Origin of the sequence: Streptomyces huiliensis, assembly GCF_020037025.1 — a bacterium.
Taxonomy (GTDB): Bacteria; Actinomycetota; Actinomycetes; order Streptomycetales; family Streptomycetaceae; genus Streptomyces; species Streptomyces huiliensis.
The window spans coordinates 60,075-81,261 of sequence record NZ_JAIQLH010000033.1; the positions used below are offsets into that span (position 1 = coordinate 60,075).

Sequence of the window (21,187 nt, forward strand, 5' to 3'; positions counted from 1 at the left end):
CCCGTCTGCCCCATCAAATCTTTGACCGCTTAGGAAGCGCCGAAGGCATCGACCGCATGCCGGACGAACGCGTCGAGAGCCGCATGGCCGCCCGGAGGCTTCCAGGCGAGCTGGAGGGCGACGGTCGGCGCGTCCTCCAGCTCGACATACACGATCGCGGGGAGAGAAGACATTCCGGCGGTGGAGGCCGGTGTCAGGCCGATGCCCTTGCCCGTCGCGATACCGAAGAACCAGTCGTCGTAGGTTGCGACGTGCAGTAGATCCCGGGGCGTTCCCACCGATGTCCATAGATCCGAAAGGTTTGTATCGGAGGCGGTGTTAAACACAACGGTCTCCCTGCACAGATCCCGCAGACGAAGGGTGTTCCGTGTGCTGAACGGGTGGTCGGCCGGAACCGCAACGCACAGCCTCTCGCGCAATAACAGCCGGGTCTGGAAGGGCGTGGGCGGGGGCTCACGGACCAGACCGAGGTCCACGCTTCCATCGGTGAGGCCCGCTAGGCGATCGTCCGTCCGGTGAGTGCTGATGGGAAAGCCGGGGTGCTGCCGCTCCCAGGCCCTGACGGTCGTTAGCATACGTTCGTCCAGTGTGGACCACATGTAGCCGAGCCGCAGAGGACGGTGGGCCGTGCCGACTGCATTGAGTGTCCGGTCGAACTCCGCGACCGCCCTGCGGGCGTGAGCCAGGACGAGATCGCCCATCCGATTAGGGTGTATCGAGGCGGAGTTCCGGTTGACCAATTCGCACCCCACGTATTTCTCCAGCTGTTGGATCGTCCGTGAGACGACAGACTGGCTGACCATGATTCTTCTGGCCGCGCCAGTGAAACTCTTTTCTTCGCAAAGGGCGATGAACGCACGCAGGTGTCGAATCTCGACCGACAAAGGATCGTCTCCGGACGCTCAGAGTTTTGGTTGTAAAGTGAAATGATCGGTACGAATGCTTACTGTAAGTGCCTGCTCGACTTCGCATCAAGGCCATCCGGAGGTGATCGGGACCACCTAGGCGTGTCTTCGTGGCCCAGGTTGCCGACTTCGGGCGCACGGTGAGCCGGCCGGTGTCGACGTCGTAGCCGGCGGCCGCGACTGGTCGGCCAGATCGGGGGCGATCGCTGCCCAGCGCTCGCGCAGGGGCGCGCCGACCATTGGGAGGTTCCAGGCCCGCTCGACGACCAGTGCCGCGAGCGCGCCGGCCAGGCAGTGGATTGCGCCCGTCGCGGCGGGCAAGTGCGGCGGCGCGGTGCTTGGCTGGAGAGCGCGGCCGCCGCGTGGCGGCGGGCGGCTTGCCGTGCGGCGCGGAGCGCGACACGGGCGAGGTCCACGCCTTCCGATCGCGGGGTGAGGGCCATCAGGCCACCTCCCCGGTGAGTTCCGAGATCCGGTGGCGGGCGCACACGCTGCGGGTCGGCAGAGCCTGCCGGCCGCACGGCCCGCCGCGGCGGTCCCGGCCCGAGCAGCGGCTGTTCCTCGGCGGCGAGGGCCGCGGACGCCTGGAGGGTGGCGGGGGTGGCGGTTTCTTTGCGACAGGGCGTGCACAGGCCGTCCTCGAGGGCCTTGCCGACCATCAAGATCCGGACTCCGCAGTCGCCGCAGAAGCCGCGCGGCGGGCCGACGTCACCCGTTGCCGAGGCACGGCCGGGGCGTCCCGGCCGACCGCGTCGTCCGGACCGCACTCGGCGCACCGTCCCGAAGGGCCCGGGCGGGTGCCATGCTCGGGGCACAGGCCCTGGGCGCTGCGCCGGGCACGCTGACGGGAGGCGGCCTGGTCCCGTTCGACCGCGCCATCAGCCGCCTCCGGCACGATGGCCGGGCGCGGCCCGGGCAGGTCCGGCAGCACGAGCGGGACAACGAAGACCTCGGGCGCGGGGTACGCGGCTTTGGCGCGGACCACGGCGGCGGCCCGGACTTCCTCCCACCGGCGGAACGACTCCCACTCCCGTACCTTCGCCCACGTCCGGGCCGTCACGGCCTCGTGTACCTGCCGGGCGATGGCCGCACGGCGCTCGGCCGGCGAGGCGTTCGGCGGCATCTCCCCCTCGACGGCGGCCGCGACCGCCTGGCGCTGGGCCCTGCGATCGGCCTGCCGCTCCTCGCAGAAGGGACACTCCTGGCCGGAGTCGAGGAGCGGGCCGTCGTCGCACCGCCCTTCGCCGCGCTGCTGACGCTGCGGCAGGCCCCGGCCGATCAGCCATCCCACCGGGTTCTGGATCGGCCTGCCGAGGCGCATTCTGCTCCTCCAGGCGGCGGGCAAGCCGGTCCGCGAGGACCTGCGCGCGTCCGACGGGCCGGTGAAGCCGCGCGGCCGGACCAGCTCCCGACGGACCGCCGTCTCCACCAGGCGGCGGGTGGGACGGTTGCGGGACGGCCGGAGTGTCAGCCGGCCTCGCGGGTCGGCGCGTCGCGGACCTCAGCGATCCGTACCTCGAGGTCGCGGTAGAGGTCGGTGACCTTGCGGCCCTCCGTGTCCACGAGGCCGGCGTCCAGCTCGCGCAGCCGGTCCTCGGCGGCGTGCAACTGGGCCTCCAGGGTGAACCGGCCCGCGGCGCCGCCGGGATGGGCGAGTTCGGCGCGGGCGGCGGCGAGGGAGGCGCGGATGCGCTCGCGGATCGGAGCGATCTTCCCGGGCAGGGCCACCAGTTTGTCCCGCAGGCCGACGAAGGCGTCGTTCGTGGACGTGAGGGAATCGAGCAGTTCCTCGGCGGCCTCGGCGAGCCCGTGGAACTGCGCGGCCGCTTCGTCGAGCGCCGAGGCGTCCTCAATTTCGGGGCGACGCCAGAGGTCGCGCGCCTCCTCGTAGTGGATCCGCGCCTCCCGGCAGGGCTCCAGCACCTGCTGGGCCGGTGCGAGCTGGGTCTGCAAGGTGCTCACCGGTACGCCGTCACCGCGACCGAGCCGGGAGTGGACCTCCGCCAGGGTCCCCTCGAAGCGCGCGAGCTCGCGGTCGAGCCGTGCGTACGTCTGCCCCGCCAGCTCCATCGCGTCCATCAGCTCCGCGAGGGCCGCCGCCCCGAGCCGACCGTCCGCCTTGCGCCGCCGCCCCCACATGACCGTCTCCTTTTGACCCGACAGGAAATCAAAAACCCATGAATAGCGCTCCTGGGTTCGACTATTGCAAGAGCGTACGGCGTCGGGGGAGATCACCTGAGGCGACGGGGTGTCAGTCGGCTGGCCGACCTCGCTGCCCTGCAGGCCCTCGCCACCGGCGTGCCGCATCAGCTCGCCCGCACCGAGACCGCCGTGCACACCGCCCTCATCCCTCCCCACCGATGGCCAGGCCCAGCGGGAGGCGGCTGTGCTCGCTGCCCTGCTCACCGCGTAGAGCTGTCCCGGGACGACGACCTGCTCGACCCCATGTTCAAGCCTGCTGTTGCCGCAGAGAGGTGCTGTTCGTTCCGTGCGGAGCCTCCGTAGAACTTCCCGGCTGACCTTCGTGAATCGCAAAGCTTTGCCCTCTGAGCGGCCGAGCCCCGCTACGTCTGCGCCATGTCCACAAAGCGTGAGTAGTGGCCCTGGAAGGCGACCGTGATGGTGGCGGTGGGGCCATTGCGGTGTTTGGCGACGATCAGGTCGGCTTCGCCAGCGCGCGGGGACTCCTTCTCGTAGGCGTCTTCGCGGTGCAGCAGGATGACGGTGTCGGCGTTGTCCTCGAGGGCTCCGGAGTCGCGGAGGTCGCTGAGCATGGGTTTCTTGTCGGTGCGTTGTTCCGGGCCGCGGTTGAGCTGGGAGATGGCCACGATCGGTATGCCGAGTTCCTTGGCGAAAAGCTTGAGGCAGCGGGCGATTTCGGAGATCTCTTCGTAGCGGGAGGCGAAGGGCCGGGTTCCGTAGGTGAGCAGGTGCAGTGCGTCGATGACGACGAGCCGGATGTCCTGCTGGCTGTGCAGTCGGCGGCATTGGGCGCGCAGGTCCATGAGAGTGGAGTAGGCGCCGTCCTGAATGTAGAGCGGGGCGGCGGCGATGTCGGGCATGCGGCGGGCCAGGCGGGTCCAGTCCTCGTCCGTCATGGAGCCGGAGCGCATGCGGAAGAGGGCGACGCGGGCTTCGGCGGAGAGCAGGCGTGTGGCGATCTCGTCCCGGCTGGACTCGAGGGTGAACAGGGCGGCGGGAAGATTGTGCTGGAGGGAGGCCGCCCGCAGGAAGTCGAGGGCGAGGGTGGACTTGCCCATGGCGGGACGCGCTGCGAGGACGACGAGGTGGCCGGGGTGCAGGCCTTGGGTGAGCGCGTCGAGGTCGGTGAAGCCGGTGGGCACCCCAACGAGGTCTCCGGTCCGGGAGCCGGCGGCTTCGAGCTGGTCGAGCGTGCCTTCGAGGATCTCGCCCAGAGCGTAGAGGGGTGGTACCACGTCGCGTCGGCGCGTGGTGGCGGCAAAGATCTCGGCCTGGGCCACTTCGATGATGCGGTCGGCGTTCTCGGCCGATCCCTCGTTGACGAGGTTCTCGATATGGATCGCGGCCGACCTGGTGCGGCGGAGCAGGGCCAGGGCCTGGACGCGGGAAGCGTCCTTCACCCAGCCCCTGCTGCGCGAAGGCGAGGTGGCGAGGAAGGCGATGTAGTCCGCGCCGCCTGCCCTGTCGAGGTCTTCGTGCTTGGCCAGGTGCGCCGCGACCGACACCGCATTGATGGCCTCGTCGTTCGCGTAGAGGCTGAGGATCGTGTCGTAGATGAGGGCGTGCGCGGGCCGGTAGAAGTCGTCGCTCCGCAGCACCTCCACGATGTCGGCGATGGCATCGGTGGAGTTCAGCATCGCGCGCAGCAGAGCCCTTTCCGCGGCCACGTCGTGGGGGCCGTGCACCGGCTCAGCCTCATCCTGGCTCATCCGGTCCTCCCCCTCGCGCCCGCGGAAAACGGGCCGGTACGTGTGCGTACAGCCTAGTGGCCGGGCAACGTGGCCTGGCTTTCGCCGGGGTCGCGCTTACCTGCGCCGGGCTCGTTCGGCGCGGCCCGTTCCAGCGCACGAGCACGTATCGCCTCAGGCCGGGAACCGGGGCCGCCATGGCCCAACGGTCGTGCTGCCGCCCTTGTGCCGGCGGTGGGGGCGGGTTCCCGTGCTGCGGTCCGGGACTGTCGCTCGACGGCGAGGCGTACGGCAGTATCGAAGGTGGGATCAGCGGGCGCCAGGGCGGTGGCGGCGGGGCGGTCGGCGGCCGACGGCCGCCCGTATCCGGGCATGATGTTGATCGCGAGGACTTGCTGGTCGCCCAGCTTCTCGTTCACCAGCTTGACGATCGCCGGGGCGAGCAACCGGGCTTGCGCCGCCCATGCCGGTGAGACCGCGCGGAGCACCAACTCGCCGCGTTCCGGGAGCAGCGCCACCGCATGCAGGCCGCGGGCGATCGGGCCGACGGCATCGGACCACTGGGCGAGCACCTCGCCGCCGGGGAGGAAGCCGCGCGCCCTCCGCAGCACATGTTGCTCAACGACGACGCTCAGCGGTACGGGTGCCGAGAGTGCTCGCCGGTCCGTGCGAGGCTTGGGGGTGGAGGGGCGTGGGGCCCTGCGGAACCGCGCGTCCTGCCGTGCGTTGCGCAACATGATCAGCGCTAGGTCCGGCTCCGGCGAACCCGCCGGCCGCGCTGGGGCAAAGCCGCGGAGCGGGAACGGCTCGGTCATCCTCGGCCTCCCGGTCGCCGGCGCGCCAGCAGGGCGTGCTGTCATGAACCGGCCCTCGGCTCGTCAGGGCTTCCGAAGCAGATGGTACAAGCGGTGTGCTGGGCGGGCTCGGTCGTAGCGTCGGCCGCAGGAGCAGAGGAGCCAGTGGAGGCGGACGGGGCCTTGGGTACAGGGGGCGGCGACGGGAACGCGGCGGGCGGTGCACTCGGGCCATCGGGCGCCGAGCGACGCTGTTGGGGAGCTGAGGCCACCTCAGCCTTATCGGAGGATTCGGTCAAAGCCGGGAGCGCCGTCCTAGCCTGCCCTGGACACAGCCTCGCACCTAAGGGCCTGGCGCACCCGCGTGATCAGGCCGTCCGGCGCAGCTGCCGGAGTGGCCCGACGGGCAGCAGACCGGACCGCTCAGCCCGCGCCCGGCGCAGTGCCCGGGCCCGAACGCCATCTACGGTCCGGTCCTGCGCGGCCTTGGCCTGCCGGTCGTCGAGCGTCTGCTGCCTGTTGCCGAACAGCTCCTCGGGTTCCCGGAGCCGCCTTTGACCTGCCGTTCCGCCGCTGCGTAGATCGCCGGATCGACCGCTGGCGATTTTTTCGCCGCCTGGTGGGCAGCGAGTGCGCGGTGGTAGCCGGGCGAGACCGTGTTCCCGGTCTTCGTCAGTTCCGTGAGCATCGCCGCTGTCGCCGGGGCTGGATGTGTCGTAGGAGGCGCGGGCATGGCACCGGCGGGTAGTACCCGGAGGGTGCGCACCGCGTCGGTGCCGACCGCGCTGTTCACCGCGACGAGGACTCATGCGGTGATCAAACGCAGCTGGGTGGCGTAGGCGGGTGAGTCGGGGCGCAGGTCCAGCTGTCCGGTCTCCGGATGAAAGGCGACGGCGGCGACGTGGTGCGGCGGCTGCGGGGCGATGGTGGCCGCGATGTCGGGCCAGCGGTCCAGGATGGTGCCGCCGGTGGCGGGTAGTTCCCAGGCGCGGTCGGCCATCAGCCCGGTGAGGACGGTGGCGAACCCGCTGGGCTCCCGCTCGTCTCGCCAACGTGAAGCAGGGCGGCGGCGCGTCCTCGACCCGGACGTGAGGCTGACCGTCGACACCCCCGGCGGTGTGGTCGTCACCCTCGGCGCCACCGAAGTCGCCGCCGGTGCCCGCATGTTCTCCGGCGAGGTCGCCCGCCACCGGCCGGTGCTGGTCGACGGCGTTCCCGGCCACATGTCCTGGCGCCCCGACGGAACCCCGCTCTCCGTCATCGCCTTCACCGTCGCCGGAGGCCGGATCACCGGCATCCGCATCATCGTCGACCCGGTCAGGCTCGCCTCGGTCCGGCTGCCCGCCCCCGCCTGAACCGGTGGTGACGGTACGCGTCGAGGAGTGGCCCCCGGCCGGCCGCCGTCGGGCGGGGGCCGGCCGGGGTGGCTGTGCGGGGAGCTCCGGCGGTCCGGCCCGCGCCTCACCCCACCCGCAGCGACCGCGCGATCCCCGTCACCGTCTCGCCCGCCGCCGCGTAGGGCGTGCCGGGCGGGTGCAGGGTCAGGACGGCGACGATCCAGCGGTCGTCCGGTCCCACCACCCCCGTCGTGTGCAGGGCGGGACGGCCGAGGTCCACCCCCTCGACCTCGCCTCGTCCCGGGTCGGCCGACGGGTAGCCGGACCAGCCCTGCTTCACGGCCCAGGGGCGGGGGAAGGCGGACGGTATGCCGAAGGACTGGTCGAATCCGTCGGCGCCGAGCCGGGTCGCCCGCCGCAACGGCCCCAGCACGGCCGCGCGGACGGGCGGCGGCGCCGCGTCCAGCAGGTGACGGTAGACGCGGACGGTGTCGGCCGCCGTGATGGCCGAATATCCCCAGTGGCCCGGGAATCCGGCCGGCGGTCCGGCGGTGTGCGTGAGTCCGAGACGGGAGACCATGCGCGTGATCACGCCGGATCCCCCGTTCCGCTCCCAGAAGTGGCCGGCCGCGTCGTCGTCGCTGCGCGCGAGCATCGCGTCCAGCCGGGAGCGGTCCTCCGGCGGCAGGCCGTCGACCGGGCCGCGGTCCCACAGGTGGTCGAGCGCGATCAGCAGCTTCACCACTGACGCCGACCGGAACCGCGCGTCCGGGTCGAGCCGTTCGGTGCGGGTGCCCGAGCCGCGGTCGTACACGACGACTCCCGCGCTCACCCCCGTCGGCACCCGCGGGCCGGCGGCGCGTGCCCCACTCATCGTGCGCACGCCCCTCCGGCGCCGAACGGCTCACGTCCTGTCACGTCGGGTCCCCCGTCTCTCCCCCGCATCCCCCTTGGGCATCAGTTTCCGGTACGGCGGACGGACCGGCCACCACATTCGAAGAGGTTCGAAACCGCCTGGTCACGCGGATGGCGTGGTCACGCCACCCGGCGGGCGTTGAGGAGTTGGACGCCGAGCGGGGTCAGGGTGTGGTGGGCGGCGCCGCCGACCCGGCGGGTGATCAGCAGGCCCGCCTCGCGGAGGACGGAGACGTGGTGGCTGGCGGTGGCCGCGGCGATGTCGGCGGTGCGGGCGAGTTCCGTGGTGGTGCCGCCCTCGGCGACGGCCTCCAGCAGCGTCGCCCGCGTCCGGCCGAGCAGGGCGTCGAGCCCCTGGCCCCGTCCCGACGCCTGCCGTACGACGGTCAGTTGGGACGGGGTGTGCTCGATCGGGTAGACGACGACCGGTGGCAGGTCGCGGCTGCGCAGCACGGTCGGCTTGCGCCAGCAGAAGAAGGACGGGAGGAGGAGCAGCCCGCGTCCGTCGAGGTACAGGTCCCCCTCGACGTGCGGGCCGTGCATGATCAGCACCGGCGGGGACCACTCCAGAGTGGGGTGCAGGGTCCGCAGGAGGTGGTCGAAGGCGCCGGACGGCAGGTCGGCGACGGTCCGCGTCATCCGGCCGCGCGCGGCGAGATCGGCGGTGACCTCGGCGCGTACCCGTGACCAGTGGGGCGCGAGCGCCACCCGGTAGTACGACCGGACGGCCTCGCCGAGCCCCTTGAGCGCGTCCAGGTCACCGTCGGCGATCCCGCGCATCCAGGGCGCGGTGTGCCCTTGGGAGACGGCGAACTGCGTGAGGTCGTCGCGCAGCCGGCCGCGCGGGGTGGACATCAGGGCGCTGACGCCGAGTTCGAGGCCGCCCGCGCCGGCCGCCGGGGTGAGGAAGTCCGGCGAGTAGCCGCGCGGCGGGGCCAGCGCCAGCAGGCGCCGTGCGCCGGGGTCGAGCCGGCCCCGGACGTCGCGGCGCCACTGGTCGAACACGAGCGGCCCGTCGGTGGTCTGGAGCATGTGCAGGCTCAGCAGCACCTCCCACATCGGGTCGGGCGTCTGCGCCAGCCGCGTGCGGACGACGTCGTCGCTGCCGAAATGGATCCGCAGTCCCACAGACCTTGCCTCCTGCCCGGCTCCCCGGGCACCCGCCGCCCGTCCTCGCCGGTCCGTCTCCATGGTCCCGGCGGCCGGCGGAACCTTTCAATCACCCCGACGGTGGGTTCCGGCCATCCTGCCGTGGACCGACGGCGGTTGACGTCCGGCCGGGGTCGGGAGGGGAGGGGCGCCCTTATGCTCCTGCGCCACACGATGGTTACCGGCGGTAGGGGGTTGCGATTCCCATGGTCGAGCGGATGGAACGGACGCAACGGATCACGGAGGCGGGCACGGAGGCAGGGGCGGGGACAGGAACGGAGGCAGGAACGGAGGCAGGGGCGGCGCGCGACGGCAGCACGCGCAGGACGTTCGTCGGAGGCGTCACCGCCGCGGTCACAGCCGCCGTCGCGGCGTCCGCCCTCGGCGGAACGGCGCGGGCCGCGACCCCTTCCGCAACCCCGGCCCCGGCCCCCTCGCCCCAGGGCCACACCCCCCGGCGGTCCCTCGCCCGGACCGTCGCCGTGCTCGGCGGCGGCGTCGCCGGCCTCACCGCCGCGCACGAACTGGCCGAGCGCGGCTACCGCGTGACGGTGTACGAGCGCAAGGACGCGCTCGGCGGCAAGGCGCGCAGCATGGACGTACCGGGCAGCGCGCGCGGCGGGCGGAGACCCCTGCCCGGGGAGCACGGCTTCCGCTTCATCCCCGGGATCTACCACAACCTGCCCGACACCCTGCGCCGCATCCCGTTCCCCGGCAACCGCGACGGCTGCCACGACAACCTCCTCTCCCCCGGCGAGATGCTGATCGCCCGCACCGGCAAGGAGGACATCCGGCTCCCGTTCGCCAACCCCGGCACCCCGCCGCGCGTCCTCACCCCGGACGAGCTGCGGCGCGCGCTGACGGCCCTGCTGGAGACCTTCACCAGCGTCCCGCCGCACGAGATCGCCTATTTCGCGGGCCGGTTGCTGGTCTGGTTCACCAGCTGCGAGCGCCGGCGGCGCACGGAGTGGGAGCGCACGCCGTGGTGGGAGTTCACGCGCGCGGCGCGCATGTCGACGGACTACCAGCGGCTGCTGTGCGTCGGCCTGACCCGGAACATCGTCGCGACCAAGGCCGAGGTGGCGAGCACCAAGACGGTGGCGACCTGCGCCGAGGCGTTCGTCTTCAACCTGCTCGGCCGGGGCGCGGACGGCCCGCCCGACCGGCTGCTCAACGCCCCGACCAACGAGGCGTGGATCGACCCGTGGGTGACGTATCTGACCTCCCTGGGCGTGGAGTTCCGCACCGGCTGGGAGGTGCGGGACCTGCGGCTCGCCGGCGGACGGATCGCCGAGGCGGTGCTCGCGGACGCGCGGGGCGAGCGCCGGACCGTCGCCGCCGACCACGTCGTCTCCGCCATGCCCGTCGAGCACGCCCGCACCACCTGGAACGCGGAGGTGCGGGCGGCCGATCCGCGGCTGGCGCGCTGCGACGCGCTCCGGACGGACTGGATGACGGGGATCCAGTTCTACCTCACCGAACCGACGCCGGTGATCCACGGGCACGTCAACCACATCGACTCCCCCTGGTCGATCACGTCCGTGGCGCAGGCGCAGTTCTGGCCGGGCCGGGACGTCCGGCGGGACTACGGGGACGGGACGGTCGCCGACTGCCTGTCCTGCGACGTCTCGGAGTGGGACAAGCCGGGCATCCTCTACGGCCGGACGGCCAAGCAGTGCACCCGCGAGGAGGTGGCGCGCGAGGTGTGGGCGCAGCTGAAGGCGGGTCTGAACGACACCGGACGGACGGTGCTGAGGGACTCGGCGCTGCACTCCTGGTTCCTGGACCCGGCGGTCCGCCTCGGCGGCCCGAACGGCGAGGCCACCAACGACGAGCAGCTCCTCATCCACCCCGTGGGCACCTGGGGCAATCGCCCGGAGGCCCGGACGGCGATCCCCAACCTCTTCCTCGCCGGGGACTACGTGGCCACGGACATCGACCTGGCGACAATGGAGGGCGCCAACGCATCGGCGCGGGCTGCGGTGAACGCGCTGCTGGACGCGGACGGTTCGGCGGCGAAGCGCTGCGCCGTCACACCGCTCTACCGGGCGCCGGAGCTGGAGGCGGTCAAGCGGCGGGACGAGGTGCGGCTGCGGCTGGGGCTGCCGAACGCGTTCGATCTGGGCTAGTCGGATCCGGGCTAGTCCGATCCGGGCTGGGCGGCGGCCGTCCCGCGACGCGGCTTCGACTTGACGCGGACGCGGCTTTGACTTGACGCGCCCCTGTCAAAGCGCCCGCGCCCGTGGCACGCTGTCCGACGCACGTCGAACCGCACCGCTCGTCTGCCCGGGCCGCATTCCCGGCCCGGCCCCCACACGGCCCGCGCCCACCGCGCGCCGGCCACGGCAGAGGGAGTACGCGTGAGACGACACCGACGACACCCCCACACGACCGCCATCGCCACGGGCACCCTGCTGGCCGCCTGTTCCCTGGCCGTCCCCGGCCTCGGGACCGGCGCCGCAGGTGCCGCGCCCCCGCCGGACACCGAGCACACCCTCGCGACCACGGCGGAGGCGCGGCAGCAGGCCGCCGCCTTCTGGACGCCCGAGCGGATGCGCTCGGCCACCCCGCTCGACATCAGCGCCGACCGCACCGCTCCCGTACCGGCCACCGCCCCCGCACCGTCCGCCGGCCGGCACACCACCGTGGCCCCCACCGCCGCACCGGCCACCACCGCCCCGGCCACCCCGGCCCCCACGACCGCCGTCCGCTCCTTCCCGCAGGCCGGCGGCCCCTGGACGGGCGGCGGCGCGGTGGTCAAGACGTCCGGCCGGGTGTTCTTCACCATGCAGGGCCGCACGGCGTCCTGCTCCGGCGACGCGGTCACCAGCGGCAACAAGAGCACCGTCATCACCGCCGGACACTGCGTCAAGTACCAGGGCAACTGGCACACCAACTGGACGTTCGTCCCCGGCTACCACGACGGCCAGACGCCCTACGGCACCTGGGCGGCGACCAAGACGCTCTCCACCCCGCAGTGGACGGCGAGCGAGGACATGAACAACGACATCGGCGCCGCCGTCGTCGGCCCGCTCGACGGCAAGCGGCTCACGGACGTCGTCGGCGGCCAGGGGCTCGACTTCAACGGCGGCTACAACAAGCGCATGTACTCCTTCGGCTTCCCGGCGGCCTCGCCGTACGACGGGACGAAGCTGATCTACTGCAGCGGGAACACGTCGAAGGACTTCCTGCTCACCAAGGACCACGGCCTCTCCTGCAACATGACCGGCGGGTCGAGCGGCGGCCCGTGGTTCACGTCGTTCGACGAGACGACGGGCACCGGGCTGCAGGCGTCGGTGAACAGCTTCGGCTACACGTTCCTGCCGAACACGATGTTCGGGCCGTACTTCGGCGACGTGGCCAAGACGCTGTACGACCAGGCCCAGGCGGGCTGAGCCACCGCCACGCCGCGGCGCGCCGCCGCCCCGAGCGGGCGGCGGCTGCGCGAGGCGGCCCGGCGCGGCATGACCGCCGTGTGGCGATCTTGTGTCGGAAGCCGGCGAGGGCTCCCGTCGCCCGGCCGGAGCTCCTTAAGGTCCGTACCAGTTCGTTCCCCGAACGATCGGCTCAACCCCTCCCGTTCGCAACGCGAAAGGACCCCGACCCCGTGCGTCTCCCCCGTCGCCCCCGTGGCCGCACAGCACTGGCCGCCCTCATATCCACCGCCGTCGCGACCCCCGTCCTGCTCTCCGCCGCCCCGGCCGACGCCCGGCCCGCCGACGGCCCGGCCCGGCAGCACCAGAAGGCCGAGCGGCTCGCGAGACAGCTGGAGCGGGACGCGTCGGCGAAGGGCGCGTACCGCCACCTCCGCGCGTTCCAGCGGATCGCGGACGCGAACGGCGGCAACCGGGCCGCGGGCACGCCCGGCCACGAGGCGTCGGCCGCGTACGTCCACCGGCTGCTGCGGCAGGCCGGGTACCGCGTCTCGTACCAGTGGTTCGACTTCTGGCAGGCGAAGACGCTGACCGAGAAGCTGTCCGTCGTCTCGCCGGACGCCCGGGAGGTGAAGGTCGTCGCGGGGAGGTACACCCCGTCGACCGCGCCGGACGGCCTGCGCGCGGCCCTCGCCGCCGCCCGGGTGGACGCGACGCCCGGCTGCACGCCCGACGACTACGCCGCGGGCGCCTTCACCGGCCGGATCGCGCTCGTGAAGCGCGGCGGCTGCACGTACGCCGAGAAGCAGAAGGCCGCGGCGGAGGCGGGTGCCGTCGGCACGATCGTCTACAACAACGTCGCGGGCGGAGTGGCGAAGCCGTCGTTCGGGAGCCCGGCCGAGGGCAAGGTGCCCACCGCCGGCATCTCCCTGGCCGACGGCGAGGCGCTGGCCGCGGCGGTGGCCAAGGGCGAGGTCAAGGTCGCCCTGAACATCCAGCAGCAGCACATCAAGAAGCGCACCCCCAACGTGATCGCCGAGACCCGCGGCGGCGACCCGCGCCGCGTCGTCGCCCTCGGCAGCCACCTCGACTCCGTCCCCGAGGGCCCGGGCATCAACGACAACGGCTCCGGCTCGGCCGGCCTGCTGGAGGTCGCCCTCAAGCTCGCCGACCGCACCCGGCACACCGGTCAGCAGCCCACCAACAAGGTCCGCTTCGCGTGGTGGTCGGGTGAGGAGCTGGGGTTGCTCGGGTCCGAGCACTACGTGGCGCAGCTCTCCGAGGCCGAGCGCAAGAAGATCGCCCTCTACCTCAACTTCGACATGATCGCCTCGCCCAACCCGGCCCAGCTCGTCTACGACGGCGACGACTCGGACCACAAGGGCTCCGGCGCCGGCCCCAAGGGTTCGGCCGAGATCGAGCAGCTGATCAACGGCTACCTCGACCGCAAGGGCAAGCCGCACGAGGGCACCGACTTCGACGGCCGCTCCGACTACGGCCCGTTCATCGCCACCGGCATTCCCGCGGGCGGCACCTTCACCGGCGCCGAGGGCATCAAGTCCCCGGAGCAGGCGGCCAAGTTCGGCGGCAAGGCCGGCGCCCCGTACGACCCCAACTACCACGGCAAGGGCGACACCCTCGCGAACCTCGACCTCAAGGCCTTCGACACCAACATCGACGTCATCGCCCACGCGGTCGGCATCTACGCCCACGACCTGAGCTCGCTGGGCGGGGGCACCCGCGGCTGATGCCGCAGTGAGGAGGCCGGCCTCGCCCGAGGCCGGCCTCCCACGGCCTTCAGGACATCTCGGCCTTGCGCCGGGCGATGGCCCGTTCGACCACTTCGCGATGCTGCGGCGCCGGATCGCGCTCAGGCGCGTTCGCGTGCTGCGCGGGAACCGGCCGCGCGGGCCCGGGAGATGGCGCGGTCCAAGGCCGCCGTGTGAGCGGGTCGGTCATGCGGTCGGCACCACACGGACGGGCTGCGGAAATGGAGGAGAATCGGCGGCCGCCCGCCGCTACCTTTCCCCCATGCACCCGATCACCGTCACCGGCGCCCGGCTCCGCCTCCGCGAGATCCGCCGCACCGACCTCGACGCGCTCCACGCCGTCCAGGGCCACGCCGACGTCGCGCGCCATATGAAGGGCCGGGCGCAGAGCCGGGACGAGGTCGCGGACTCGATCTCGCGCGCGGTGGCCCACGCGGGTGCGGTACCGCGTAGCGTCTACATGCTCGGTGTGGTCCGCGCGGCCGACGGCCGGCTGATCGGGCGGGCCGACCTGGACCTGGACCCGTTCTCGGAGAAGGCCGCCACCATCGGCTTCATGCTCCGCCCCGACACCTGGGGCGCCGGCCTGGGCACCGAAACGGTCCACCTGCTCTGCGCGCTCGGCTTCCGGCACCTGGGCCTGCACCGGATCTGGGCCACCCGCTCCCCGTCCAACGTCGCGTCGGGCAGGACGCTGTCGAAGGCGGGGCTGGCGGAGGAGGGCCGGGTACGGGAGCAGTTCTTCGTGGACGGCGCGTGGCGCGACTCCGTCGTCCACGCGGTCCTGGAACACGAATGGCGGGCGCCGGCGGGGTTCCCCGTCCGCTGACGACCGCTCCCGGCCCGCCCACGCGCGCTGTCGGACGACGCTCGCCTGAGGCCGCCGGACATGCGGCGGCCTCAGGTGTCGGCTTCCGGGACGGCTCCCCCCTGCTCCACCGGGCGACCCCCATCGCTCGTGTGTAACCGTCCCAGGATGCGTGCGCCGTGGTGCGCCGTGATGCCGTGAACGTTCTCCGGAACCGTCCGGCTCCGGTCACCGTTCACCCCTTCGGCATCAGCGGCGACCGGAGGAACGTCCTACCGTCCCGTCCGGGCCGCGGTGCACGCCGTCATCGCGTCGGAACGTCTCAAGGTCTTAAGTACGCTGGCAGAAGCCACTGCACGCGCTGTTTCCCCCTCATTCTTTCCCCCTTTGTCGCTTTCCGTAGACGCCATCGGCCACGCGGCCGGGGCGTCTGCACAGGTTTCCGTCCCGCGAAGCGCGACGGACGAGCCGCCCGGGTTCCGCTTCGAGTGCCGTCCCCTCCGATCGGCACTCGAAGAACCCGAGGAATGGCACGGACGGGGGCCGTGCCATTCCTCAAGCGGCTCGTGTCCACTGTCCCCGCCCGCGAAATGATGATCAATGCCAAGATCACCTACGATCGGTGCGCCACACTCACCAATGAACGGACAGGGAACGGACAGGGAGGGGCCGACGGTGGAACGGCATGAGATGGAGGCGTTCCTGACGCTGGCCGAGGAACTTCACTTCCGGCGCACCTCGGAGCGGCTGGGGCTGGCTCAGGGGCGGGTGAGTCAGACCATCCGGAAGCTGGAGCGGCGCATCGGCGCGCCGCTGTTCGAGCGCACGAGCCGCAAGGTGAGTCTGACCCCGGTGGGCGAGAAGCTGCGGGACGACCTGTTGCCCGCCTACCAGCAGGTGCAGCGGGCGCTCGCCGAGGCGGCGGCCGCCGCGCGGGGGACGCGTGACGTGCTGCGGGTGGGGTACTCCAGCGCCATGGTGGCCGAGCTCGTCCTCAAGGCCGCCGACCGGCTCACCGCCCTGCATCCCCACGCCGAGGTCCGGATCCGGGAGATCCGGCTCTCCGACCCCCTCGGGCCGATCCGCAGCGGCCAGGTGCACCTGCAGGTCACCGAACTCCCCGTGCGGGAGGACGACCTGGTGGTCGGCCCCGCGCTCATCACCGAGGACCGCGTGGTCCTGGTCCACCACCGGCACCCGGTCGCCCGCGCGGGGGCCATGACGTCGGAAGACCTGGCCGACACGAACCTCATCACCTACGCCGGGGACATCCCCGCGTACTGGCTGGACTACCACGGCCCCCGCCACACCCCCTCGGGCCGGCCCATCCCGCACCTCGTGGCCGACAACTGGCAGGAGGCGCTGGCCATGGTCGGCGCCGGCAAGGGCGTCACCTTCGGTTCCGCACGCGCCGAGCGGTACTACGCCCGTCCCGACATCGTCTGGCTGCCCTCCCCCCACCGCCCGCACATCGAGTACGCCCCGATCTGGCCCCGCGCCGGCAGCGGTCCCCTCGTCCGGGCGTTCCTCCGGGCCCTCAACGAGGTCGCTCCTCGCCACCCCGCAGCAGCCCCCGCAGATCGGCGATCTCGTACCCCCGAGCCCGCACCAAGTCGATGATCTGCGGCAGCGCTTCGGCGTCCAGGACCTCGCCCGAGCCGTCGGCCGAGCCGACGTGCATCTGGATGACGGCGCCGGGCCGGAGGACGTCGGCGACGCGCTTCACCGCCTGCTGGATGCTCATGCCGCCGGGGGTGCCGAGGTAGCCCTTGGTGTCGGTGGTCCACTCGATGTCGGCGAGGCCGAGGGAGTTGACGTGGGCGATCGCCTGCGGGGTGGTCTCGCCGTAGGGGAAGCGGAAGAAGGGCAGCGGGACGGTCCCTGTGGCGCGGAGGGCGCGGTCGGCGGCCGTCACCTCCTCCTCCGTCTCCGCGCGGGTGAGGCGGGAGAAGTGCGGGTGGTTGTGCGAGTGGCTGCCGACGCCGTGCTGCCGGGCCATCGCCCGTACGGCGTCGGGGTGGCGCTCGGCGAACCGGCCGGTGGGGAAGAAGACGGCGGGCGCCCGGTTCCGGTCGAGGGTGCGCAGGACGTCCGCCAGGCCGGCCTCGTCCCAGGCCGCGTTGAAGGTGAGGGCCACCTCGCGGCGCGTCGTCGGGAAGGTGCGGTTCTCGGAGCCGTAGAGCCGGTCCACTGATCCCGCTTCCTCGGCCGCGGTCACGGACGCGCTCGCGGACGCGGACGCGGTCATGGACGCGGTCACGGACGCGCTGGCGGCCGGTGGTCGCGGCAGGGCGGCGCCGGGCAGCGCGACGAGGACGAGCAGCAGCACGGCGGGCAGCAGTGCGCGGTGGTTTCGCATACGCCGAGCATGCCGGACCGCGCCGGTGCCCGTTTGCCGCCCGCCCGGCCGGGTACCCGGCGGCCGTGAACATCCGCAGGAGGCCGAAAGTCGTCGTCGTGACCGGAGCGAGCGGCGGAGTCGGGCGGGCGACCGCCCGGGCGTTCGCCGCGCGCGGGGACAGCGTCGCCCTGCTGGCGCGGGGCAGGAAGGGGCTCGACGCCGCCGCCGAGGAGGTCGGCAAGGCGGGCGGACGAGCGCTCGCGATCCCCGTGGACATGGCGGACGCGCACGCCGTCCGCGAGGCGGCGAACCGGGTGGAGGAGGAGTTCGGCCCGGTCGACGTCTGGGTCAACAACGCCTTCGCCACCGTCTTCGCGCCCTTCGTCGAGATCCAGCCCGACGAGTTCCGGCGGACGACCGAGGTCACCTATCTGGGGTACGTGTACGGGACCCAGGCCGCCCTGTCCCGCATGCTGCCCCGCGACCACGGCACGATCGTGCAGGTCGGCTCGGCCCTCGCGTACCGCGGCATCCCCCTCCAGTCGGCCTACTGCGGGGCCAAGCACGCCATCCAGGGCATGAACGAGTCGCTGCGCTGCGAGCTGCTGCACGAGGGCAGCAGGGTGCGGACGACGATGGTCCAGCTGCCGGCCGTCAACACGCCGCAGTTCCGCTGGGCGCTGTCGCGGATGCCGCGCCGCCCCCAGCCCGTACCGCCGATCTACCAGCCGGAGGTCGCCGCCCGCGCCATCGTGTACGCGGCCGACCACCCGCGCCGGCGCGAGTACTGGATCGGCGGCAGCACCGTCGGCACCCTGCTCGCGAACGCGGTGGCGCCCGGACTGCTGGACCGCTACCTCGCCAGGACCGGCTTCTCCGCCCAGCAGACATCCGTACCGTCGGAGGAGGGCCTGCCCGTCAACCTCTGGCACGCGGAGGACGGCGAGGAAGGCCACGACTTCGGCGCCCACGGCCTCTTCGACGACAAGACGGTCGTCCACGCCGCCCAGCCGTGGGCCTCCCGCCACCGCGGCGCCCTGGCGCTGGCCGCGCTGGCGGCGGGGGTGGGAGCGGTCGGCGGGCTGCGGCGCGGCCGGCGTTGAACAGGCGCCCGGACGACCCGGAAGGCCGGGGCCGTGAACCCGGTTCCGCCGCCCCTCCCACCCGCCACGCATCACCCGTTCGGGGGTATTGCGCGGGTGCCCGAGCGCCCTCACCATGACGAGTGGCGGCGCCGCGTAAACGTCGGACGGCACCGCCGGGGCGTGAGCGGTGCGCGGGCCGGGTGCGGGCCGTGCGACGCGGCCGGTCCCCCGCCCTCCGTTCTCCCGCGCATGGTCCGCCTGTCCCGCCCCGCGCCCGTCCGGTCGAGGACGGGCCCGCGCCTTCCCGAAGAGCCGACGGGTCTCCGTCCCCCCTTCCCGAGGGCCTCCTTCCCTTCGTCTGGCCGTGCCGTGGGCCCGCGCTCCGCATGCCCCGGCGACCCCGAGAGCCCTGGAAATGGGGATGGACGACCGTGACATCCGAACAGCACACCGGTTCCGGACCGGCCGGCGCGGCCGCCGTCCGGCTGATCTTCGAGTACGAGGGGCCGGACATCCGGCTCGTCTCCCGGCAGCGGGTGGACGCGGCCCCTCCGCCCACTGACGACCTCTCCGAGACGACCGGTCCGGCCGGCTCCGACGCCACCGACGAGCGGCCCGGCGTCAAGGGCTTCTGGGTGGAGCTCCGCGACGCCCGGCAGCAGCCGCTCTACCGGCGCGTCATGCACCCGCCGGTGCGGTACGACGCCGAGGTGTTCTCCGACGATCCGGACCGTTCGCTCGCCCGGGTTCCGGTGGACGAGCCGAAGGGGGCCTTCGCGGTGCTGGTCCCCGAGCTCGCGGACGCCGACCACGTCGCGCTGGTGAGCAGCCCGCTCGCCCCGGGGCCGACCGTGGCCCCCGCGGCGGAGGTGGCGCGCTTCGCCCTGCGCGAGGACGAAGACGAGGCGGACGCGGCGAACGACGCAGACGAGACGGAAGAGCCGGACGAGGGGGGCCATTGAGATGGGTACGGGGGACGGTGCCGTCGTCGGCACCACCAAAATCGTCGACAACGGTCCGGCGAACGCCCGCTGGAACCTGGTCATCATGGGCGACGGCTACCGCAGCACCGAGCTGGGCCAGTTCGCCACCAACGCGCAGAGCTTCGTCAACACCCTCTTCGCCACCGCGCCGTTCACCGCGCTGCGCGCCGCGATCAACGTGTACCGGGTGGACGTCCGGTCGAACGACAGCGGCGCGGACGACCCGACGGCCTGCGGCGGTACCGGGGCGGCGCCCAACACCTACTTCGACGCGGCGTTTTGCAACAACGGGACGCGCCGGCTGCTGACGGTCAACAGCAGCACCGCCCTGGCGGTGGCCGGGCAGCAGGTGCCCGGGTGGCACATGATCCTGGTGATCGTCAACTCCACGGTGTACGGCGGCTCCGGCGGGCCTTCGGTCGCGGTGTTCTCCCTCGCGCCGAACGCCAACGAGATCGGCCTGCACGAGATGGGCCACTCCGCGTTCGGCCTCGCGGACGAGTACGAGTACTACCTCGGCTGCGGCGTCGACACCAACCGCAACGTCCACCCGGCCGTCGAGCCGGCGGAGCCGAACGTCACCATCGACGCCAACCACGCGACGAACAAGTGGCGGGACCTCGTCGCGCCCGCCACCGCGATGCCGACGACCAAGAACGCCAACTGCTCGGTGTGCGACCCGCAGCCCAACCCGGTCGGCGCGGCGACGGTCGGCGCGTTCGAAGGGGCCCACTACTACCACTGCGCGGCGTTCCGGCCGCAGTACAACTGCCGGATGCGGGTGCTGGGCCAGCCGTTCTGCGCGGTGTGCCAGCGCCGGATCCGGCAGACCCTGCTGCCGCGGCTGCCCGTCGGCGAGGTGTCGACCGTGGCCCGGTCCTCGGGGCACATGGACGTCTTCTGGGTGAGGAACGACGGGAAGGTCTGGAGCAACTGGTGGGACCAGACCACGGGCATGGGCTGGCACGACCACAACTCCTTCCCCATCGCCGGCAGCTTCCCGTCGCCGGCGGCCCATGACACCGGGATCGCCACGGTCGCCCGGAACCCCGGTCACATGGATGCCTTCTGGGCCGGACTGGACGGCAAGATCTGGAGCACCTGGTGGGACCAGGCCACGGGCATGGGCTGGTTCGACCACAACCCCTTCCCCATCGGCCGCGACTTCCCGGTCCCCGCCGCACCCGGCACCGGCATCGCCACGGTCGCCCGGAACTCCAACCACATGGACGTCTTCTGGACCGGCACCGACGGGCAGGTCTGGAGCAACTGGTGGGACCTGAACCAGGGGATGGGCTGGTACGACCACGGCATGTTCCCCATCGCCGCCTCCTTCCCCGTCCCCGCCGCACCCGGCACCGGTATCACCGTCGTCGCCCGAAACCCCAACCACATGGACGTCTTCTGGGCCGGAGCAGACGGCAAAATCTGGAGCACCTGGTGGGACCTCACCAACGGCATGGGCTGGTACAACCACAACCCCTTCCCCATCGCCACCACCTTCCCCGTCCCCGCCACACCCGGCACCGGCATCACCGTCGTCGCCCGAAACCCCAACCACATGGACGTCTTCTGGGCCGGAACGGACGGCAAAATCTGGAGCACCTGGTGGGACCTCACCAACGGCATGGGCTGGTACAACCACAACCCCTTCCCCATCGCCACCACCTTCCCCGTCCCCGCCACACCCGGCACCGGCATCACCGTCGTCGCCCGAAACCCCAACCACATGGACGTCTTCTGGGCCGGAGCAGACGGCAAAATCTGGAGCACCTGGTGGGACCAGACCACGGGCATGGGCTGGTACGACCACGGGGCGTTCTCCATCTGAAGCCCG

18 protein-coding genes are annotated in these 21,187 nt (G+C 72.4%); 9 read left to right on the forward strand and 9 right to left on the reverse strand.

Annotation, left to right across the window (positions count from 1 at the left end):
- Positions 1 to 29: 29 nt before the first annotated feature.
- The 6 genes from JNW98_RS07655 to JNW98_RS07680 all read right to left on the reverse strand — a co-directional run bounded on the left by JNW98_RS07655 (position 30) and on the right by JNW98_RS07680 (position 6,589).
- On the reverse strand, positions 30 to 884 hold the full coding sequence (locus JNW98_RS07655) for a LysR family transcriptional regulator (protein WP_223767325.1): 855 nt from the start codon (positions 882 to 884) through the stop codon (positions 30 to 32).
- A 679-nt stretch (positions 885 to 1,563) separates the two neighbouring features.
- Positions 1,564 to 2,226: a hypothetical protein gene (locus JNW98_RS07660; protein WP_223767326.1), complete on the reverse strand. Its 663-nt coding sequence runs from the start codon at positions 2,224 to 2,226 to the stop codon at positions 1,564 to 1,566.
- Between the two features lie 146 nt (positions 2,227 to 2,372).
- Positions 2,373 to 3,044: a hypothetical protein gene (locus tag JNW98_RS07665; RefSeq protein WP_223767327.1), complete on the reverse strand. Its 672-nt coding sequence runs from the start codon at positions 3,042 to 3,044 to the stop codon at positions 2,373 to 2,375.
- A gap of 425 nt (positions 3,045 to 3,469) precedes the next feature.
- Positions 3,470 to 4,816 carry a replicative DNA helicase gene (dnaB, locus tag JNW98_RS07670; RefSeq protein WP_223767328.1) on the reverse strand — a complete coding sequence of 449 codons (1,347 nt, stop codon included), beginning with the start codon at positions 4,814 to 4,816 and terminating at the stop codon, positions 3,470 to 3,472.
- 53 nt (positions 4,817 to 4,869) lie between these two features.
- A complete protein-coding gene (locus JNW98_RS07675; protein WP_223767329.1) occupies positions 4,870 to 5,610 on the reverse strand; it encodes a DciA family protein in 741 nt (246 codons plus the stop codon).
- A 784-nt stretch (positions 5,611 to 6,394) separates the two neighbouring features.
- Positions 6,395 to 6,589, reverse strand: a complete 195-nt coding sequence (locus tag JNW98_RS07680) for a DciA family protein (RefSeq protein WP_223767330.1) — start codon at positions 6,587 to 6,589, stop codon at positions 6,395 to 6,397.
- 16 nt (positions 6,590 to 6,605) lie between these two features.
- Between JNW98_RS07680 and JNW98_RS07685 the strand changes: the two genes are divergently transcribed.
- Positions 6,606 to 6,944, forward strand: coding sequence for a sigma-70 family RNA polymerase sigma factor family protein (locus JNW98_RS07685; protein WP_223767331.1), 339 nt, complete (start codon positions 6,606 to 6,608; stop codon positions 6,942 to 6,944).
- A 106-nt stretch (positions 6,945 to 7,050) separates the two neighbouring features.
- On the opposite strand, the gene JNW98_RS07690 is transcribed toward JNW98_RS07685, so the two are convergent.
- Both JNW98_RS07690 and JNW98_RS07695 read right to left on the reverse strand, forming a co-directional pair.
- On the reverse strand, positions 7,051 to 7,800 hold the full coding sequence (locus tag JNW98_RS07690; RefSeq protein ID WP_223767332.1) for a serine hydrolase: 750 nt from the start codon (positions 7,798 to 7,800) through the stop codon (positions 7,051 to 7,053).
- 161 nt (positions 7,801 to 7,961) lie between these two features.
- A complete protein-coding gene (locus JNW98_RS07695) occupies positions 7,962 to 8,969 on the reverse strand; it encodes an ArsR/SmtB family transcription factor (protein ID WP_223767333.1) in 1,008 nt (335 codons plus the stop codon).
- Between the two features lie 239 nt (positions 8,970 to 9,208).
- Between JNW98_RS07695 and JNW98_RS07700 the strand changes: the two genes are divergently transcribed.
- The 5 genes from JNW98_RS07700 (at position 9,209) to JNW98_RS07720 (ending at position 16,561) form a co-directional block, all read left to right on the forward strand.
- A complete protein-coding gene (locus JNW98_RS07700) occupies positions 9,209 to 11,119 on the forward strand; it encodes a hydroxysqualene dehydroxylase (protein WP_223767334.1) in 1,911 nt (636 codons plus the stop codon).
- A 231-nt stretch (positions 11,120 to 11,350) separates the two neighbouring features.
- Entirely contained in the window at positions 11,351 to 12,385 is a 1,035-nt protein-coding gene (locus JNW98_RS07705; protein WP_223767335.1) for a trypsin-like serine peptidase, read from the forward strand.
- A 212-nt stretch (positions 12,386 to 12,597) separates the two neighbouring features.
- Entirely contained in the window at positions 12,598 to 14,112 is a 1,515-nt protein-coding gene (locus tag JNW98_RS07710) for a M28 family metallopeptidase (protein WP_223767336.1), read from the forward strand.
- A gap of 283 nt (positions 14,113 to 14,395) precedes the next feature.
- Positions 14,396 to 14,962, forward strand: coding sequence for a GNAT family N-acetyltransferase (locus JNW98_RS07715; protein WP_223767337.1), 567 nt, complete (start codon positions 14,396 to 14,398; stop codon positions 14,960 to 14,962).
- A gap of 654 nt (positions 14,963 to 15,616) precedes the next feature.
- Positions 15,617 to 16,561 (forward strand): LysR family transcriptional regulator, encoded by a 945-nt coding sequence (locus tag JNW98_RS07720; protein ID WP_223767338.1) that lies wholly within the window; start codon positions 15,617 to 15,619, stop codon positions 16,559 to 16,561.
- On the opposite strand, the gene JNW98_RS07725 is transcribed toward JNW98_RS07720, so the two are convergent.
- Complete coding sequence (locus tag JNW98_RS07725) at positions 16,479 to 17,300, reverse strand: polysaccharide deacetylase family protein (protein WP_223767339.1); 822 nt, start codon at positions 17,298 to 17,300, stop codon at positions 16,479 to 16,481. The two genes, JNW98_RS07720 and JNW98_RS07725, sit on opposite strands and share 83 nt — an antisense overlap.
- A 65-nt stretch (positions 17,301 to 17,365) precedes the next feature.
- Between JNW98_RS07725 and JNW98_RS07730 the strand changes: the two genes are divergently transcribed.
- From JNW98_RS07730 to JNW98_RS07740, 3 genes are all read left to right on the forward strand, one after another.
- Complete coding sequence (locus JNW98_RS07730; RefSeq protein WP_372459185.1) at positions 17,366 to 18,385, forward strand: SDR family oxidoreductase; 1,020 nt, start codon at positions 17,366 to 17,368, stop codon at positions 18,383 to 18,385.
- Positions 18,386 to 18,798: 413 nt separating this feature from the next.
- Positions 18,799 to 19,329, forward strand: a complete 531-nt coding sequence (locus JNW98_RS07735; RefSeq protein WP_223767340.1) for a hypothetical protein — start codon at positions 18,799 to 18,801, stop codon at positions 19,327 to 19,329.
- A gap of 1 nt (position 19,330) precedes the next feature.
- Complete coding sequence (locus JNW98_RS07740) at positions 19,331 to 21,181, forward strand: M64 family metallopeptidase (protein ID WP_223767341.1); 1,851 nt, start codon at positions 19,331 to 19,333, stop codon at positions 21,179 to 21,181.
- Positions 21,182 to 21,187: the final 6 nt, after the last annotated feature.

Coding starts and splice junctions, on each gene's coding strand:
- JNW98_RS07660 (WP_223767326.1), bottom strand. CDS start 2,226: ATGCGCCTCGGCAGGCCGATCCAGAACCCGGTGGGATGGCTGATCGGC.
- JNW98_RS07665 (WP_223767327.1), bottom strand. CDS start 3,044: ATGTGGGGGCGGCGGCGCAAGGCGGACGGTCGGCTCGGGGCGGCGGCC.
- dnaB (WP_223767328.1), bottom strand. CDS start 4,816: ATGAGCCAGGATGAGGCTGAGCCGGTGCACGGCCCCCACGACGTGGCC.
- JNW98_RS07675 (WP_223767329.1), bottom strand. CDS start 5,610: ATGACCGAGCCGTTCCCGCTCCGCGGCTTTGCCCCAGCGCGGCCGGCG.
- JNW98_RS07680 (WP_223767330.1), bottom strand. CDS start 6,589: ATGGCCGACCGCGCCTGGGAACTACCCGCCACCGGCGGCACCATCCTG.
- JNW98_RS07690 (WP_223767332.1), bottom strand. CDS start 7,800: ATGAGTGGGGCACGCGCCGCCGGCCCGCGGGTGCCGACGGGGGTGAGC.
- JNW98_RS07700 (WP_223767334.1), top strand. CDS start 9,209: ATGGAACGGACGCAACGGATCACGGAGGCGGGCACGGAGGCAGGGGCG.
- JNW98_RS07715 (WP_223767337.1), top strand. CDS start 14,396: ATGCACCCGATCACCGTCACCGGCGCCCGGCTCCGCCTCCGCGAGATC.
- JNW98_RS07725 (WP_223767339.1), bottom strand. CDS start 17,300: ATGCGAAACCACCGCGCACTGCTGCCCGCCGTGCTGCTGCTCGTCCTC.
- JNW98_RS07740 (WP_223767341.1), top strand. CDS start 19,331: ATGGGTACGGGGGACGGTGCCGTCGTCGGCACCACCAAAATCGTCGAC.